The organism is Pseudobacteroides sp. (assembly GCF_036567765.1).
Classification (GTDB): domain Bacteria; phylum Bacillota; class Clostridia; order Acetivibrionales; family DSM-2933; genus Pseudobacteroides.
This window is the reverse complement of record NZ_DATCTU010000071.1, coordinates 79,636-96,778: the sequence shown is the minus strand read 5'-3', so window position 1 is coordinate 96,778 and position 17,143 is coordinate 79,636. Positions and strand designations below refer to the sequence as shown.

12 protein-coding genes are annotated in these 17,143 nt (G+C 35.3%); 5 read left to right on the top strand and 7 right to left on the bottom strand.

Going from position 1 to position 17,143, the window contains the following annotated elements:
* Window positions 1–147: transposase (locus VIO64_RS23075; RefSeq protein WP_414705261.1), on the bottom strand; the 147-nt coding region annotated here is incomplete at its 3' end.
* A 57-nt stretch (window positions 148–204) separates the two neighbouring features.
* Here VIO64_RS23075 and VIO64_RS10465 point away from each other — a divergent pair.
* A complete protein-coding gene (locus VIO64_RS10465; RefSeq protein ID WP_331917872.1) occupies window positions 205–765 on the top strand; it encodes a hypothetical protein in 561 nt (186 codons plus the stop codon).
* A 331-nt stretch (window positions 766–1,096) separates the two neighbouring features.
* On the opposite strand, the gene VIO64_RS10460 is transcribed toward VIO64_RS10465, so the two are convergent.
* Both VIO64_RS10460 and VIO64_RS10455 read right to left on the bottom strand, forming a co-directional pair.
* Entirely contained in the window at window positions 1,097–2,902 is a 1,806-nt protein-coding gene (locus VIO64_RS10460; protein ID WP_331917870.1) for a DUF4179 domain-containing protein, read from the bottom strand.
* On the bottom strand, window positions 2,889–3,434 hold the full coding sequence (locus VIO64_RS10455) for a sigma-70 family RNA polymerase sigma factor (protein WP_331917868.1): 546 nt from the start codon (window positions 3,432–3,434) through the stop codon (window positions 2,889–2,891). Before VIO64_RS10455 ends, VIO64_RS10460 begins: the two co-directional genes overlap by 14 nt.
* Before the next feature lie 575 nt (window positions 3,435–4,009).
* Here VIO64_RS10455 and VIO64_RS10450 point away from each other — a divergent pair.
* The 4 genes from VIO64_RS10450 (at window position 4,010) to VIO64_RS10435 (ending at window position 9,927) form a co-directional block, all read left to right on the top strand.
* A complete protein-coding gene (locus VIO64_RS10450) occupies window positions 4,010–7,207 on the top strand; it encodes a S8 family peptidase (RefSeq protein ID WP_331917866.1) in 3,198 nt (1,065 codons plus the stop codon).
* 12 nt (window positions 7,208–7,219) lie between these two features.
* Window positions 7,220–8,116 carry an S-layer homology domain-containing protein gene (locus tag VIO64_RS10445; protein ID WP_331917864.1) on the top strand — a complete coding sequence of 299 codons (897 nt, stop codon included), beginning with the start codon at window positions 7,220–7,222 and terminating at the stop codon, window positions 8,114–8,116.
* A gap of 238 nt (window positions 8,117–8,354) precedes the next feature.
* Entirely contained in the window at window positions 8,355–9,506 is a 1,152-nt protein-coding gene (locus tag VIO64_RS10440; RefSeq protein ID WP_331917862.1) for a S1C family serine protease, read from the top strand.
* A gap of 121 nt (window positions 9,507–9,627) precedes the next feature.
* Complete coding sequence (locus tag VIO64_RS10435) at window positions 9,628–9,927, top strand: hypothetical protein (RefSeq protein ID WP_331917860.1); 300 nt, start codon at window positions 9,628–9,630, stop codon at window positions 9,925–9,927.
* 146 nt (window positions 9,928–10,073) lie between these two features.
* Here VIO64_RS10435 and murA read toward each other — a convergent pair whose 3' ends face one another.
* From murA to VIO64_RS10415, 4 genes are all read right to left on the bottom strand, one after another.
* The gene (gene murA, locus VIO64_RS10430) at window positions 10,074–11,333 is read right to left on the bottom strand and encodes a UDP-N-acetylglucosamine 1-carboxyvinyltransferase (RefSeq protein WP_331917858.1); all 1,260 of its coding nucleotides are present in this window, start codon (window positions 11,331–11,333) and stop codon (window positions 10,074–10,076) included.
* A 93-nt stretch (window positions 11,334–11,426) separates the two neighbouring features.
* Window positions 11,427–12,185, bottom strand: a complete 759-nt coding sequence (locus VIO64_RS10425; protein ID WP_331917856.1) for a YwmB family TATA-box binding protein — start codon at window positions 12,183–12,185, stop codon at window positions 11,427–11,429.
* Between the two features lie 149 nt (window positions 12,186–12,334).
* Entirely contained in the window at window positions 12,335–13,201 is an 867-nt protein-coding gene (locus VIO64_RS10420; protein ID WP_331917854.1) for an S-layer homology domain-containing protein, read from the bottom strand.
* Between the two features lie 28 nt (window positions 13,202–13,229).
* The gene (locus VIO64_RS10415) at window positions 13,230–17,132 is read right to left on the bottom strand and encodes an S-layer homology domain-containing protein (protein ID WP_331917852.1); all 3,903 of its coding nucleotides are present in this window, start codon (window positions 17,130–17,132) and stop codon (window positions 13,230–13,232) included.
* Window positions 17,133–17,143: the final 11 nt, after the last annotated feature.

Here is a 17,143-nt window from a genome sequence, read left to right as displayed (position 1 = left end):
AATATGGCTATTTCTAGTTCTTAACCAGTAACTTACATTTTTAGGGCTAATTCCGTGTTTTCTAGCTACTATACTTGCATTTCCAGTTTCAATAGCTTCTCTGACTATTTGATCTATAAATTCTTTTTCATAAACTTTTTTTCCCAATTATGTAACCCCTCCTGACAATTTCTATTTTACTTGTTTATTCCGAAACTGTCCAAGGTGATTAGGGGGCTTAAGAGTGAGGAGCCTTATTTACAACTATCATTAATTTCTGTAGATACAAAATCTGCAGAAATAGATTTAACTAATTTTAGAAAGTTTATGATTGTTTCTGATAAGGGAGATTTGCCAGCTATGTTTACAGGTGTAAATCCAGGTCCAAAAGAAAACGAGTATTCTTTATACACTTTAGGCCTTAGTCTTCCTGACATAAAACCTGGTAAATATACAATAACAAGTTTGAAAATTACTGACAGCAAAAATTATGTTAATACTTTTGAGATTGGAAACTGGGTTTTAGACATAAAAAATAATAAACTTCCTTCAGATTTTGATTTAGGGAAAAAAACTATTTTAAGTTATAATTTTGATTGGTATAGAACAGAAATCATAAATAAAAGAGATTCCCAGATAGATGTTTTAGGATTACAATTTGATTTGAAAGATAATTCATACACAATAGAAACTGAAACAAGTTCAGATTTTGATATGAAGAATAAAGGAAATAAGGATTTATCAATAAAAAAAGACTTTCCAATTTTCTTTCATTCCAAATATTAATAATATTCATAATATTAATAATAGTTTGTGTTTTATATCAATTAAACCATTTATTTCTTATAACATTGAAAATACGGTAAAAATATCAACCCTTGCAACAGCGATTTACTCTCCAGCAGTAACTGATGAAACGATTTTAAAATTGCTTAATTCACTTAAATAACTTAAATATAAATAATTGAATTTAATAAGTAAGTTTGTTTTATTAGAATTGTATATGAAAGTCTATTTTGGAATAGACATGAATATATAAATTTGGGAAAAGTATTTTAATACATCAAAAAGATGGGCACAGACAACAAAATACCCATCTTTTTAATGTATATGCAAATTAATCCAGTAGGATCTCTTTATTAATCTTTTTATATTTTATAATTGATTTTACTAATATAGTTTTGTCTAAATCATCACTGTTAATATTGAAATGATATATATTATAGCCTTTTGGGTTATGTTTGAACGAATAACTGGAATCTGTATAATCAGGGAAAATATTTATGTCGCTATTGGAGCCTACAAGATATATAGAACCTAGTTGTATTGATGATTCATTTAGTGGTTTAAAATAAATAGCAATTGTATCATTGGTTGAAGTTTTTATTTGAACCTCGTATTTTGTACCCTCTATATCAATAATATTATTCTTTTTTCCTTTAAAATCTTTAAGTTTTATTTGAATATTTGTATTTTCATTTAATTTTATACTGTTAATAACTAATTTAACATTACCTGCTCCAAGTAATGGATCAAATTCATAAACATTAGTATTATCCTGAATGTTAGTTTGATTTGTCGAATTTATGTCAGATAATGTATACTCATTTGATACCTTGCGTAAATTAGCAGTACCTTTATCGCTTATTAAGGTCATATCGTTTATTAAATTTTCAAATAGCTCATTATTTAAGTCTTTAATTTTTAGATTAGCTTGTGTGGGACTTAAATATAGTTCTTTTAAATTATATCTATATCCTTCAATTTCAAAAGTCTTTTTTAGTTCTTTAACTAATGGTACAAATTTTGTAAGACTTTTGTCTGGAGAAAAAGATATTTGCCAGTTTCCTTTAATATTTTCTACTAAATTATTGAGCCTAATATAAAGTAGTATATTACCAATATTGAGATTTTCTATAGTGAATACATCAGTAATTTTTACTATTTTATCTTGTAATAGTGTTGATTGTGTATATTTTTTTGTTAAAAATTCCCCTGTATTCTTCTTCAAGAATAAGACAGAACCAAAATCTAGAATCTTTGTATCAGCATACTCAACAGTATATTCTAATGTAACATTTTTATCGTCTTTAATGACATTCTTAATTTCAACGTTTTTAATAAACTGGTTATTTTGAGGAAATTTTAAATTTGTATATTTATAGTTCTCAAGTAATAAAGGACTTACTTCATCAAAATAGCTTTTAGTAATATTAACCTCATCAAATGACAAATAGAAAGTGTTATCAAAGAAGCCTCTTTTATTGACTTCTATATTACCTAATATTCTATTATTATTTTTATCGAATTTGTTGGATTTTGTATATTCATATTCAATTTTACCTCCGAATTGATTTTTCAACTTTAAGCCATAAATATTTATATTATCAAGGTCTGATTTGCTATTATATTTAACACTAAAAAGAGTTAATAATTTATTCTCAGAGTTAATAACACTATGAACAGTAAAATTAATATTCTTATATATAGACGTTTTGTCAATTTTTTGACCTAGACCTGTTTCTAAAGAATTTGTAATGGCTTTATTCCCTAAAGCAAATTGGTATAATTCAATTACACTATCTTTAATTGTTGCAGAAAGTGGCGTATATGCTAATAATATAATTGAGAATATAACTGAGGCAATAAGAATTGTTTTTTTAGGGAACTTAACTCGTTTGGGTGCTTTTTGATTTTTAAGACAGTCCGATAATAAAGAATCAAGCTTTTGTGGTGCTAAAATCCCTTTTCTTTCAACTGCTGCAACTTCCAATACATTATCAATCACTTTTTTATGTGAAGTTAACTCAGTTTTACAAATTATGCACTGATTCATATGCTCTTCAAATTCATTTTTAATATTACTGTCTAATGTTCCTTCTAAATAATCTATTATATACTGTTTAAATTTAGCACAATCCATAATTATTTTCCTCCTTATTGCCTAAAATATCATTTTTTAGTTCTTGAATTGCATAATAAAGCCTTGATTTAACTGTTCCTTCTGGACAATTAATAACTTTTGAAATATCTTTTATAGAAAGGTCCTCAAAATATCTCATATAAACGACTTCCCTAAACTCAGGCTTTAACTTTTCTATGCTATTTTTTACATCAATCCAGCTTTCTTTATCATTCGAAGGGCAGGTATTATTTTTTTGGAGTTCTTCAATCATTATTATTTTTTTCTTATCGTTTAATACTCTTTTGCACATGTTTATTAGTATCCTTGTGTACCATGTGTAAAAGTATTTTGTTTCTTTCAAAGTACCAATTTGTTTAAATGCAGTTATTAAGGTATCTTGCATAACATCAAGAGAATCATTTTCATTCTTCAAATAAGAATATGCAATCCTATATAATTGGTCTTTTTTCGCCAAAACCAAATCTAATAAAGCACCCTTATCTCCCCTCTTGGCAAGAGTTATTTTTTGCTCAAAATCATTAGGATTCAAATATACAAACCTCCTTTATCTCTTTTACAATTAGATAAATAACTACATGAAAACGTTCAAAGTTTTGTATCTTAATTTATTATATTTACACTGGTATTTCACTTAGGGGTGTCTGTGCTAATATCTAAACATGGTATTTGCTCCCCGTGTGTGAAGATAGGTCAAGCAGCTGAATACCCCTAGCAGTATCTTCATATTTTATAACTAATAGAAATTAGAATACAATATCAAAATAAAAAAATTTTGATGGTAGTGATTTATCTTCTGATACAGTTTGCTCGTAATAAAGGAATTTGTTGGAATAATAATTCAATAGTTTCTATTGACTTAGAATTGGAATTATAATGTTACTTACAGCCTCATAATTACCCTAATTACCCTTCCCTTTGTTGACATTCACTCATCTAAAGGATATAATAATTTACACAACATGCAAATTTATGTAACAACTAGATAGCAGTATATTAACAAAGAAGCTTTATACTATGGATGTATTGGTAGCCCTTGTTTAATGTACATTAAACAAGGGCTACCACATTTAATAATATTATTTTATTTATAGGGAGGTCAACTTAATGACAATTAAAAAAAGGTACCGCTTTACACAAGCATTTTCATTATTTCTATGCACCATATTCATAACATCCAATCTTTACACTCCGGCTTTTTCCATCAATACAGACACTACACCCACTTATCAGGCCACTTCCGCACCTCATGAAAATACAATTTCAGAGGATAGAATTATAGTCAAATATAAGGATGAGAAGAAAAGCAGCATTGTTAAGGACACTGTAAAGAAAAAGCTGAAAAACTTTAATATAGATGTAGAAAAAAAGCTTCAAAATATAGACGTAATTAGCGTTTCAAACAAGGTTGAATCTGAGTTTTTATTGGAAGAATTAAAAAACAGCCCCTATGTAGAATATGCCCAACCGGATTATAAGCTGGAGAAATTTGAAGTACCTCAAGATGATTCATTCTATAAGCAGTGGGGACTTTATAATAGAGGCCAGGCAATCAACGGTCAATCAGGAACCACAGGAGTTGATATAAACGCGTGCTCTGCCTGGAATTTAAGCAAAGGAAATGAAAATGTTATAGTTGGCATTCTTGACACGGGAATAGACATAAATCATCCTGATTTAAAAAACAGTATTTACATAAACGCCGAAGAAATCCCAGGTAACAATTTAGATGATGATAATAACGGTTATGTTGACGATATAAACGGCTGGGACTTCATAAACTCCGACAACACAGTGTTTGATAACATCAATGAGGATTTTCATGCGACCCACATTGCCGGTATTATTGCTGCTAAGCATAATGGTCAAGGTGTATGCGGTATTTCCCCCAACATAAAGATACTACCATTAAAATTCTTCAATGATTACGCCGGCTATACCAGCGATGCCATTGAAGCAATACAATATGCTGAAAAGATGGGCGTTAAAGCAATTAACTGTTCTTTCGGAGACACTAACTACAACTATGCTCTCGAACAGGAAATGAGAAATTCCAATATTTTATTTGTATGTGCAAGCAGTAACAAGGAAGCTAATCTTGATTACGAACCTTACTACCCTGCATGTTACAATATTCCTAATAAAATAACTGTTGCTGCAGTAGATAATAAAGGAAAGCTCTCCGATTTTTCCAATTATGGTTCTATAGTTGATATTGCTGCACCAGGCTCAGATATTTTTAGTACTGTCCCTGATGGAAAATATGACTATGCAAGCGGTACATCCATGGCTGCACCTTTTGTGGCAGCTGAGGCAGCATTAATATGGAGCTTAAATAGTGATTATAGTGTATCAATGGTTAAAGGAACAATCCTGGGTAATGTAAAAAACATTCCTGCACTTCAAGGAAAAGTTAGAACTTCCGGTATAGTGGATGCTGATAAATCTTTAAAAGCAGTTGAACCATATATAGCACCATCACCAACATACACACCAACAAATACAGCCACATTGCCTGCTACACCAACTCCATCACCAACATCTACTTTTACACCCGCCGCAACTCCTACTGCTACATTCACCGCAACCATACCGCCTTATCCAGGAGGCCCAGTTATACCCTCGGATACAAACATTATTACAAGTACACCTTCGCCTACAAACGGTTTGGAAGCCACCGATACCCCAACATCTACTATTGCAGGTACTCTACTCCCTATATCAACTCCAATTCCTACTTCCACACCGACCAATACCATTGCTGTAACAAACACTGTAACACCTACAAACACTCATACTCCCACAAGTACCTATACTCCTATGCCAACACCTACCCCATACGGCTATTCTATAAAGGGAAAAGTATATATTCCAGGCAATGTTGTAGCACAAGATGATATAAAAATGGAAGTATACTTGGAGGATGAAAAAGGAAAAATATATTCAACTGATATAGATTTCAAGAAAGGTACTTCCTCTCACGATTTTACCCTCTATACCCTGGGTGGTTCATCCAAAAATACCTATCAGATAGCCTACTACATATATGAAGGGGATACTGAATACGGTAAAAACGGATATTACACATCATATGGTACTACATTTGATGATGAATACGCAGAATACATATCTATATCCAAGGATACTACGGGAATTAATATAGATTTGCTTACCAAAAGAAAAATACGCGGTTCAGTGTCACTTCCAAACGGAAAAACAGCACCTGCAGGAGGACTTGATGTAAAAGTCGTAGCCGGTACTAAGGATTATTACCAATATGTAGAGTACATAAAGATACCTGAAGGCAATGTTAGTGCAAACTATGAATTAAATGTCTTTGAGAATAACAGCAAATACAAGTATTATATATCCTATGAGATAGATAATATGCCTCTATACCTGTCCAACGGATTTTATAACAGTCAAGACACTAAAATTTATTTTAAAGATGCAGAGCCTGTAGATATAAGTTCATCGGATATTTCAAATATCAATATGACTTTGCTGCCGTGTAAACGCTTATCCGGTACTGTCAGACTCCCTTACAATAAAACTGCACCATCAGGAGGGATAAGTGTCATTGTTAAGGCCCAGTCCAAGGACCGAGATACATACTATACCGATCGTGTAAATATTGCAGAAGGTAAATCATCAGCTGATTATTTTATTTCACTACCGTATGACTACACCTCTTATTATGTAAGTTACTATACAATTGATCAAAACTATGTTGAGCAAGGTTATTACAGCGGCCAGTATACAACAACAGCAGTTATAGATAATGCAGTTCAAGTAACATCCTATAATGATAACATAACAAATATAAACCTTACATTGATTTCTGGTGTTATACTAAAGGGTACTGTTATGATTTCCGATTTAGCAGTAAATGACAGTGGAATAAAAGCCTTGGTATTTGTAGAAAGCGAAGGCATAAGTTTATATAAACTTGTTAAAATAGAAGAACATACACGTTATGCAGAATACACAATTACAGTACCGGAAAGCAGCAATCCCGGTTATTTGATAAGGTGTTTTACAACTCAAAAAGGTTTTGTTAAAGACGTATATTATAAAGAAGACTTTATAAGTACTCCATACTTTGAAGATGCAACCATCATCCCGGTTTATTCAGGCTTTCAAAGCCGCATAAATATGAGACTGGTTGACGGCTCAGAAATATCCGGAGTAGTTAGCTTGCCCGCAGCAGCACCTGTCGGAGGACTTGATTTATCTGTATTAACGTTTACTGATGATTATATTGGGGTTTTTGAAGATATAACAATTCCACAAGGCTCCACCTAGGTATCATATACTATGACAGTACCAAGGTATACCGACTTTTATTTGGGGTATATACTGCCTGAAAAAAATTCTCTGTATTATGAAATGGGATTTTATAGCGGCTACCAAACAGTCCAAAACCCCTATAATGCAGCAAAATTAAACATATATGACAGTTATTGCAGCGGATTGAACTTGATGATATTAAGTAAAATGCCAACTCCAGATAATAATATACCACCGCCAGTTATTCTTACTCCACCTACAGCAACCAGAATCCCAACACCAACAACTACACCTAAGCCTACAATTACACCGACTCCCACTGCTCAAGAGCTTGCCACCAAGCAGCCTTCATCAGGGAATGAGGATTCAAACAACATGCCAACCGATGTTTCAGACCATTGGGCTAAGGATTATATTGTAAAGCTTATCTCAAAGGGATTTGTGAGCGGATACCAGGACGGCACAATAAGACCTGATAAGGACATAACACGTGCCGAGATAACAAAGCTTATAGCTAAAATGCTTTATTTGGAGCCATCCAACACCTCAACAAAGAGGTTTGCCGATTCTTCAAAATTCCAAGACTGGGCAAAGGGTTATATTAATGCAATATCAGAAGACGGTATTATTATGGGATACAAAGATAATACATTTAGACCAAATAATAAACTCACTCGTATGGAAATGGTTGTCATAATCCTTAGAGCGTTAGGGTATAAAGACTTAAAACAAATGTCCCTTGATTTTAAAGATAAAAAAGCTATCCCGGACTGGGCATCCGGCTATGTGGCAAAAGCTGTTGAGCTGAGCATTGTAAACGGTTATCAGGACGGTTCATTTAAGCCAAATAAAAATATAACAAGGGCAGAAGCATTCACGATAATCATTAAAGGGTTGGAACTTAAGAAAGTGATAGTACAATAGAATATTGGTAAATTTGATTTTTTCAAATGTATAATTGAACTATAAGGAACTGCTCCAGAATTATTTAAATTATAAGTATTAATAATCTTATATTTGAGGAGCAGTTTCTTTTTTTATGTATTCTTTTCATCCTTTACATTTTTTCCATTATTTTAGGTTAAAAGCAATTAACCAATTCAATGCATTTTTTCATTCTTATTATTAAATAATAAATAATAAAAAAACAAAGGATGATTATATGCTCTCGAATAAGAATTCCAAGAAAACAATATTATATATTTTAATCTCCACTGCAGTCCTCAGCACCCTTGTTATCGCATTGCTCGCCAATCTTTACAGACAGCCGCCAAAGTCTACCGCACCACAAATCAATAACAATTCAGGTATTCCTCAGCCTCAGCTTTTAAGTGCCGGAATAGAGAGCGGTATGACAATAGCAGAAGCTGTTGCAAAGTCGTCCATACCGGGCGTTGTAGGATTATCGGTTTTAAAGTTGGAAGGCAATTCAATCTTTGATGGAAATACTTCTGAAAAATGGGGGGTTGGTTCAGGTGTTATAGCTCACCCCAATGGATATATCATTACCAATAACCATGTTGCGGGTGGGAAATCCAAAAGAATAATTGTAAATCTCTCTGACGGCAGAAATGTTGACGGCACGACAGTGTGGTCTGATCCTGTTTTGGATTTGGCTGTTGTAAAGATAAGCCTTAAAGGTCTCCCCACAATACCGCTTGGCGATGCAAATACAGTTCAAATCGGGCAGCCGGCTGTGGCAATCGGCAACCCTTTGGGTCTTCAACTGCAGAGAACCGTTACGTCAGGTATTATAAGTGCCTTAAACAGGACAATTAAAATTGAAACTGAAGAGGGAACAAATTACATGGAGGATCTTATCCAGACTGATGCCAGCATTAATCCAGGAAACAGCGGCGGTCCCCTTTTAAACTCGCGAGGAGAGGTTATCGGGATTAATACCATTAAGGTAACCAGTGCCGAGGCTATCGGATTTGCTGTTCCCATTAATGTAGTTATTCCTATTATTGACAAATTGGTAAAAAAGGGGCAATTCTCAGAGCCTTACATGGGGGTTTTCGCCTATGATAAAGAGGTAGTTCCTTACATTGACAAAAACGTAAAGATTGACAGCGGTATATATATCTCCACAGTTGACAAGAAGAGTCCTGCCTTTAAATCAGGTATAAAGGAATGCTGTGTAATTGAAGAGGTGGATGGACATAAAATAAATACAATGCTTCAGTTAAGGACTTACCTTTACTCTAAAGAGCCAGGTGATGTAATAAATGTAACCTATTGCCACGAAGGAAAGCCTGTAAAAGTTCCTGTTAAGCTAACTGTAAAAGGAAGCTCCAAGCTGCTTACAAGATAATCAGCACATAGATGGGTTCTTGTAAACATAAAGTTTTGGGAAATTTCCTAAAAACAAAATATTTTTATATATTCTGGCAATAATTATATTTAGATGACAATCGTAAAGGAGTTTGAATAACATGTCCAATTACAAAAATACAAATAATTACGGTGAATTTGAGAACACAGTAAAACAGTATATAAAAGAAGGTAGGATGAAACTTCAGAATGACCTGATACAAACAAGTCATGCTATTCATAGTATTGCTCAGAATAAAACCAAGTGCTTTATAAAAAATATGGACAAAGGTCTTGATAAGGAAGAGCGGGAGTATTTGACTTCTCTTATACTTACAAGCATGCACCAAGCATTTTGCTACGGATATGGTATTGGAAAAATTGAAAGTGATAACTTTTACGGTCTGCTATTCTCAACATAAAAACTTCTTTTGGAATTTAAATCATAGGCTATAAACTTTGCCGCCAGTTATCAAATACACTTGTTGCACATTAAAGTATTCGCTAATCTGGCGGCAGTTTATTAATTTACAAATTGGTTTTTATAAATGCTATACTACATCAAACCTTAATCAACTTTTTTTATGTTTGCACCTATTGATTTAAGCTTCTTCTCTATATCCACATATCCTCTTTCTATATGCTCTATATCTGTAATTTCGGTAATCCCTTCCGCGGCTAGACCTGCTAAAACAAGTGCCGCTCCTGCCCTTAGGTCTGTAGCTTTAACCTGTGCACCTAAAAGGTTTGGATTACCTTCTATTATGGCACTTCTGCCTTCTATTTTAATGTTTGCACCCATCCTCTTAAGTTCATTAACATGCATAAATCTGTTTTCAAATATAGTCTCAATTACCATACTTGTGCCCTCAGCCTTAGTCATCAGGGATGTCATCTGTGCCTGCATGTCGGTAGGAAATCCCGGATACGGATGAGTTTTTATATCCACCGCTTTGATATCATGTCCTGCTTTGATATGGACGCTGGTCAGTTCTTCAGATACTTCCACTCCTGCTTCCCTAAGCTTTGCCGTTACCGGTTTTAAGTGGTCGGGTACAACATTGTCAACCCTTACATCTCCTCCCGTTATGGCAGCCGCAACCATATATGTTCCCGCTTCAATCCTGTCTGGGATAACCGTATGGTTTGCACCTCTTAGCCTATCTACGCCATTGATTCTTATTGTATCTGTACCTGCACCCTTTATGTCTGCCCCCATAGTCACCAGGTATGTAGCCAAGTCAACTATTTCAGGTTCAATAGCTGCATTCTCTATTATTGTCTGGCCATCGCTCAAAGCTGCTGCCATCATTATGTTCTCGGTTGCCCCCACACTTGGAAAATCCAGATAGATTTTACTGCCCTTAAGCCTTCCGTTTATCCTAACATCAATAAAACCGTGTCCTTGAGTAATTTCAGCCCCCATTGCCGAAAAACCTTTTATGTGGAGATCAACAGGTCTTGACCCTATGGCACAACCTCCCGGCAACGGTATTCTGGCAGCACCATACTTTGCAAGCAGTGGTCCCATGATTAGAAATGATGCTCGCATTTTATTGACCAAGTCATAAGGTGCAGTTGTATTTGTAATATCTGATGGATTTATTAGCACTGTAGTTTTTGTGTCGGAAAATTGCACTGATGCACCCAAAGAATTAATCAACTCTCCCATAATTCTAACATCATTCAAGTAAGGAATTTCTTCTATTGTACTTTTTCCGTCAGCCAGCAAAGAAGCAGCCATTATCGGTAATACCGAATTTTTGGCACCACTGATTCTTACCTCACCCTTCAAAGGTGTTCCACATGATATTATTAATTTGGACACATTAATCTCCCTTTCGTATATTAACTGTATTTATCTTTCGTGAATAACAAAATCACGAAGTGATTTTGCAACCTTGACGGTTGTCTTTATAACTTAGTATTCTGTAGTTATAATCGGTGTAGCAAGCCATAAATATGTCCTATCCTCGTTAGCATTATATCTGGTCGCTAAATTTATGTTTATTTTTTTACCGTCTACAGTAATAGAATCTTCAATCAACGGAGAATATGCACTAACGCTTAAAGTATTTCCGTCATTAATTCCTTCCACTCTAAGAGCTTTCACCTCCTTTAAAACTTTACTGAATATATCATCCAAGAGCTTCGGCTCTTTTTTACCATCGAATATTCCCATAATACAGGCTGTAACTTGGGGCGTAGTTTTTAGTTCCTCAAACACCGGCAGTACTTTTTGTTTGACACCCTCAATACTCTCATTTGACGCCTCGTTAATAAGATTAGCAGAAATAAAGCTCTCATCAGGTTTGTTGCCATTTTTATCAAGTTGAAGGCTTATGATTGGATTTTTATTCTGGCCCTTATTGTCAAAAACCTGAATTTTCTGCTGTTCTTCACAGCTCTGTTCTTTATTTATATGTATATTTCTTTCGCTGACTCCAATATTCTCCAAGACGCTTTTACCGATCGACCACAAACTATCCATATTGTTGTTCTTTACCCTTCCCCAAAGATAAAGCTCGCTTTTGAGAAACCGGGCACCTGAAACCTTAAATGACTCTACAAGCACATCGCCAACTTCCTTATTTTCCTGTGAGTTTTCAAAGTACCTAATGGTAAGAATAATAATAATCAGAATAGCTATGGAAATCAATACATAAGCTGCTTTTTTCATATATCTCAGTCCTTTTTCATCATTAATTCCGGGCGTAATTCTATTAAATTATTGCCCCTTTGGACGAGGTATATACATATATTTTAAAATTATCTTTTGCATTTGTTTATAGCATTAGTATTCGCTTTTTGCCCTTCTAAATGTATGGTTTAATATTGATTTGATGTTGATAATGCCCTGCTTAATATAATGGCACAGTTCGCCCTATTTAAAAATGCTTCCTCATCAAAATTTCTATATATACTGTCGCTGGTTGACAAGATTTTAAGATCAAAAATTTTTTTAACATACTGGCTATACCATTTGTCCTGCTTAAGCTTATCATAAATGCCGCTGTAATTTGTATTAAGCTTGAATGCCTTATGCACAAGTGTACACGCCTCTGCTACGGTAACATAGTTGTCAGGCCTCATGGTCCCATCCTTATAACCCGATATAAAGCCTTTCTGTGCTGCTGCATTTATATAATCTCTGGCCCAGTGTTTTGAAATATCCTTGTACTTATTTTCCATTGCATTATTTATTTCAATACCAAGTGCCTTGGTGATCAATACAGCAAATTCAGCTCTTGAAACCAAATCCTTGGGTTTATAGTAATCTTGCTGCTTGCCGTTTACTATACCCTTGTCATGAAGATCCCTTATAAATTCTTCCGCTTCAGTGTTTCTGATATCCTTAAAAGGAAGATCGGCCGAAGGTGAGATATTTGTAAGCACAATCCTGATTGGAACAAGAGCCCCGGCAAGATTGTAATCCATAGAAGCTGTATTTTTAGCTCCATCCTTTATCTCATAGCCTATATTTAAGGTTTTGCCATTTTTCAAATGATAAAACACGATGGATAAGCCTTTTTTTTCATTGGGATCACTCAACTTTAATGTTATTCTTAACTTATTGCCTTCGAGAGAGGAAGTATCATATACAACCCCATGTGAGTAAGACATACCAATGGGAAGTAGAGTTACAAGCATTAATGTTATTAAAAGGCTGGCAGCAGATTTATAATATGCTTTCATACAAGCCTCCAAAATAAAAGAATTATTATTATAGCTCACCTGTAAGAATGAGCAGCTTTTCTATCATTGCTGCTTCTTCGGCACGGGTTACAGACCCTAATGGATTCAAGTAGTCATTATCCCTTCCTGCAACAATCCCATTCTGTATGGCAAAATTTACCTGAGCCACATATCTTGTCGACACCTGATTTATATCTTTAAGTCCTGTCTTTACTATGCTTGAAGACTTTCCGGGTCTGCCGGTTTTTATCTCATACAGCCTGCAGATCATTGAAATCGCCTTTTCCCTAGAACAGCTATCCTCCGGCCTTAACATCTCATTTGCGGAGATGAGCTGGGCTTTTGATGCTGTTGTCATATAATCATTGTCGTATTTTACATTCATTACGTCAAGCATAAGTTTTACAGCTTCTCCAAGCGTAATATTTCTTCCCGGATCAAAGGAGCTGCCCTCTATGCTTTTTAAGTTGCATACCGATGCAACATTATTTATTGAGCTTTCCGCCCAACTTCCGGATATATCATCATAAAAGCTTCTACCCGGTTCAGCTACAGCAATTTTACCCGGTTTTACAGCATGGACCCTTACAAACCCATTACCTTCATTCTCATCAAATACTGCACTGGTTTTAAGTATATTCCACTTCATGCTGTTCTTGTCCAACCCATACCCGCTGGTCCTTCCTTCTCTGTACCAACTGTAATCTGTATATGGAAAAACTATTCTCATAGGCTCATCAAACTTCTCAAAAGGAATGTTGGTACTCGTTCCACTAGCAACCAGCCCTATTGACAGATCACTTGTTTTAAATTCAAGGTTAGGGTTTCCTTCCCCTTTGTTGCCTCCTGTAAAGCCAATGTTCAATTCATAATTAAATTCTCCCATTTTTTTGGATATAGACATTCTTGTGTTTTCTCCAATCATACCGGCCCCGATTATAAACTGTAAATTGCCGTCAGTGTTGCTGTCTGCCGCTATGATTACGTTTTCCTTAAGATTTGACAAGGCATCAATAACTTTGCTTCCTATTATTATTTTTATATTTTCGGCTTTAGCTGGCGGGTTGGTTAAGTCTATTTTATAGTCTATCACTTTATCTGTTTGCATATGCTCAATAAATCTATCGGCATTTGACCCGGTAATACTAACATTCCAAATATTGTTTATAAGTTTAGGATCAGTGATAACAAACTCGCCAGTCAATACATTTTCAATGTCCTGATTAGAATCATAGTCGTCGTCACTTCTCTCTGTCCTTACTGTTATGCTTTGCGTAGGAGAAGAGTACACCTGTTTTTTTGGGTCAAATGCGTATAACCTTGCATAATACCTGAAATTGGACTTAAGACCTTCGACCTTATATTCCGATACATTTTTACTTTTATACTCTGTCAGACTTTTATAATTAATATCGGATGCTATCTCGAGCTTGTACTCCATACCCTCTTTCATAATCCATTCAAAGGTTATGCTGTTTTTTGTAATTGCATCCTCACCATTTTTTACACCAAATCCAGCAGGAGTTTCAGGGGGGTTTAGCGGAAGAGTTTTTAGTATGTAGGAATCACTCCATTCCGATTTTGATCCGCCTGTAACTGTTTCTGCCTGAACCCAGAAAAAATAAACCGTATCCTGTAAAAGGTTTTCTATTCTGTAAAAACTTGCATTAGCAAGTTTGTCCGGGCTTATTTGTACTGTTCCCGAAGTTGAATTAATATTCTCTACAGTCCCATATTTCAAAGTATATTTATATTTACTGTTGAAGTTCCAACCTAAATCAACAAATGTATCTCCAGCCAAGCCATAATTAAAAATGGGCACTGTTGGCTTAACGATAGGCGGAACAATATCAGGATCGGTTGTAATGACTATAGGATCTGAAGGCCCTGACAAGAGGCTCACACTTCTTCTCGCAGCCCTTAGCCATATGATATAAGTTTTATTAGGAATAAGGTTTGTCAATGTTATATCCACATTGTGCCGCTTTCCGTCGGGGTTTAAACTGGCATCCTCTGTATTATCATTGGCATTGACAGGGAAGCCGGTTATCTTGTTGGCAGGTATATTCGCGATATCATTATATGACATACCGTCAACATATTCAACACACCCTACATCTATTGTAACACCTGAATCATATTCTACAACACGGTAGTTTTTGCCATCTAATGTATCGGGAGAAGGTATATAATCCGGAATATCATTTATACTTAACTTTTCCGTCCTTACATATTCCCATTTTCCAATTTCATTATTGAATTTTTCATACCATTTGTTTTTAAGGCTTATTGTAACGGTTGAAGCTGTAATGGCAGACATACCTTCGGCTGTCATCTTAATGCCAAATGGCGGCCTCCCGGGAATTAACGGTTGGTCGATAGGGCCCTCTGAAGGAGTGATTATTACCTTTAAAGCCGGATCTGACTTCTTTACTATACTTTGAAGCTTGCCGTTCACATAATCCACAAGGCTTTTTTTAGCTATTATTTTAAAGTAATAAGTTGAATTAGGTGTCAGGTTTGAAACGGTATACTTGAATCCCTTTATATCTGTCCCGTCAACTATATAATTTGATGACGCAGGCTTGAAATCAAAAGCAAGCCTGGTACCTTCAGGCGGATTGTCCAGTTGATTGGGATTATTAATAAGCCATATATCATAGGACACATCGGTATCAATGCTTCCATCCCCCTTTTTTGGTACCCTCCAGAGGACAGTAGCACGGTTTGGTTTAAGCTCATCCCTATAGCTTATTATGGGATCGCCAACAACCCTTTCAAATAGGTCGGTTATTTCCGGCACCCCAGGAGTGGTAATTATGTCATGTTCATTTAGAAGTATTTTGTCAGATTTTATTTTTATTCCAGGATATACATCCTCTCCGTTTTTAGTTATACTGGCAATTATTGTATAATAATATATATTCTCTCCAGGCGGCAGTGTAATAAAAAAGTTTGTATCATCAACAGATGCCATGTACTGGGGAACATCATTATTTTCAACGCTTCCCCTGAAGATTTGGTAGGATATTGTCATTTCTGTGCTGCTTAAGCCTGTTACAACAGCACTCCAGTCAAACCTCCATATGCTTCCATCGTCGTTCTCCGATATCTTGCTGGTTCTGGCTATTATAAAGCTGCTTACCAATATTGTTCCAGACTCATTGGTTTTCTTAAGGTTGGCTTCCACAATATCCGGCACAACCTTTATATAATAAACCCTTCCCGGATCATTTACCGTAAGTATGTACTCCAGTCTGCCTGAAACCTGATTTACTTTTATAGGCCCTAGAGGCTCTATCTGGCTTTCTCCGATATAGATAGGCTGAACGCTGTTAAACTCCGGATTTTCAGATACATAAAGCTTATAGTCAATTCTTCTTCCTATGTTCCATACATCATCCCACTCAATTTTCAACTGGTTAATCCCGTATGACGATCCCATAAGGTTGATGTCCGTCATAAACTTTACTTTATTTGACTCAACCGATAAGGCACTGTTATAAGTTGTGTTACCGTTTGAATGGGTATGGTATGCAGTCAAGGTTACATAATATACAGTTCCCGACTTAAGGTTTTTAAGCCTTATTTGAGCTGTACCCCCGGGAAGATCTCTCTCCCTGAGCTCTACTGTTGTAGCAGGCTTATATGGTCTGTTAACTTCCTGGAGGTTAACGTTTATAAACCCGGAAATTGAATCATCGGGAAATGTTACCTGATCCCATTTCAGATCAACATAGTAGCCGTCAAACTCATTATAGCCAATCGGAGGCTCCTCGGAGTTTATCGCTTCAACCCTTAGTTTCTCAGGCGGCATCTGTGGAGATATGTCTGCTGCAGCACCAAAAACCGCACCCTTATAATCGGTATTTACAGGGATTAGAATAAGCAAAATAATAACAAGGCTTATTACCCTTTTAAAGGTATTCATAACTTCCACCT

What these genes read in the sequence shown, in the direction of transcription:
- VIO64_RS10460 (WP_331917870.1), bottom strand. Translation starts at nt 2,902, where the DNA reads ATGGATTGTGCTAAATTTAAACAGTATATAATAGATTATTTAGAAGGA.
- VIO64_RS10450 (WP_331917866.1), top strand. Translation starts at nt 4,010, where the DNA reads ATGACAATTAAAAAAAGGTACCGCTTTACACAAGCATTTTCATTATTT.
- VIO64_RS10445 (WP_331917864.1), top strand. Translation starts at nt 7,220, where the DNA reads ATGACAGTACCAAGGTATACCGACTTTTATTTGGGGTATATACTGCCT.
- VIO64_RS10440 (WP_331917862.1), top strand. Translation starts at nt 8,355, where the DNA reads ATGCTCTCGAATAAGAATTCCAAGAAAACAATATTATATATTTTAATC.
- VIO64_RS10435 (WP_331917860.1), top strand. Translation starts at nt 9,628, where the DNA reads ATGTCCAATTACAAAAATACAAATAATTACGGTGAATTTGAGAACACA.
- VIO64_RS10425 (WP_331917856.1), bottom strand. Translation starts at nt 12,185, where the DNA reads ATGAAAAAAGCAGCTTATGTATTGATTTCCATAGCTATTCTGATTATT.
- VIO64_RS10420 (WP_331917854.1), bottom strand. Translation starts at nt 13,201, where the DNA reads ATGAAAGCATATTATAAATCTGCTGCCAGCCTTTTAATAACATTAATG.
- VIO64_RS10415 (WP_331917852.1), bottom strand. Translation starts at nt 17,132, where the DNA reads ATGAATACCTTTAAAAGGGTAATAAGCCTTGTTATTATTTTGCTTATT.